Origin of the sequence: Ehrlichia minasensis, from assembly GCF_004181775.1 — a bacterium.
Taxonomy (GTDB): domain Bacteria; phylum Pseudomonadota; class Alphaproteobacteria; order Rickettsiales; family Anaplasmataceae; genus Ehrlichia; species Ehrlichia minasensis.
The window spans coordinates 1-986 of record NZ_QOHL01000055.1; the positions used below are offsets into that span (position 1 = coordinate 1).

Genomic DNA, 986 nt, shown 5'->3' on the forward strand with positions numbered 1-986 from the left:
AATAAAAACAGATGCTTCTGGGTTGATAGGATAACTTAGTCCTAATTTTCCTTGATAAGAAATCTTAGGGTTTATGGCATCAAACATAGAAACTAAGTCGGTACCAACACCTGCACATACATAAGGAGAGAAAGGTATTCCATCTGTTACGATGTCATAGCATGCGTTTATCATAAATGATATATCAGTTAGTCCTTCATTCTTTAACAGAACATATTTTTGTTGTTGAGCGTTTTGTTGTGTGCCAGTTTGACATAATGCGCAATACTTATGGCCATCATTCTTACAGTTATTTTGATTTTTAACTTCGAATGCTTCGTATAGAACTTCAAGTTCTATTCTTGGACCATACATTGAATAACCAATAGCTCCTGCAAAGCCTAAAAATGGGTTATTTTCATATTTAAATGAGTAACCTTTATTGTTAAAATCTGTATCTGTATGTGATGTTTGTTGTCTACCACCCCAGTCTGGTTTTAGTCCATATAGTTCTACAGTACTCACTTTTTCTTCTGTAGCAGAAAAAACACCAAAATGCGAAACACTTGGCACATACTTTCCACTGATGTAGAAATTTCCGTTTATTTTGCCATCTTGTATTGTATCAGAAAAAGATAAGTTTGGCAGAGAGTACATTAATGACATTAATGCAGTTGTTATAAAAATTTTTTTGCAATTCATATTACACCTAAAATAGTGAAAATAAATTAACAGTAGTGGAAATGTGAAGCAAATACAAGCTAGAATATATGTTTTGGTATAAAGTATTAGTGATTTTTGTAAGAGAAATTTAATATATTATATAAGGTTGGTAATAAATAAAATATTTGAAAGTGCATTTTCTGTGGGAGTGCTATCTTCTAATGTCTGGGTATAAGTAAAGAGGAAAAATGTTGAAGGCATAGAAGATAAATTTGGGGGGGGGGGGGGGGGGGGGGGGGGGGGGGGGGGGGGGGGGGGGGGGGGGGGGGGGGGGGGGGGGGGGG

Annotated in this window: 2 protein-coding genes; both read right to left on the reverse strand. The window is 36.2% G+C overall.

Features of this window, described 5'->3' with window-relative positions:
- A partial coding sequence (locus DRF75_RS05005) for a P44/Msp2 family outer membrane protein (protein ID WP_129992781.1) occupies positions 1 to 681 on the reverse strand: 681 nt, incomplete at its 3' end.
- Between the two features lie 117 nt (positions 682 to 798).
- Positions 799 to 986, reverse strand: a 188-nt coding sequence (locus DRF75_RS05135) for a hypothetical protein (protein ID WP_205745113.1), incomplete at its 5' end; no start/stop codon positions are given.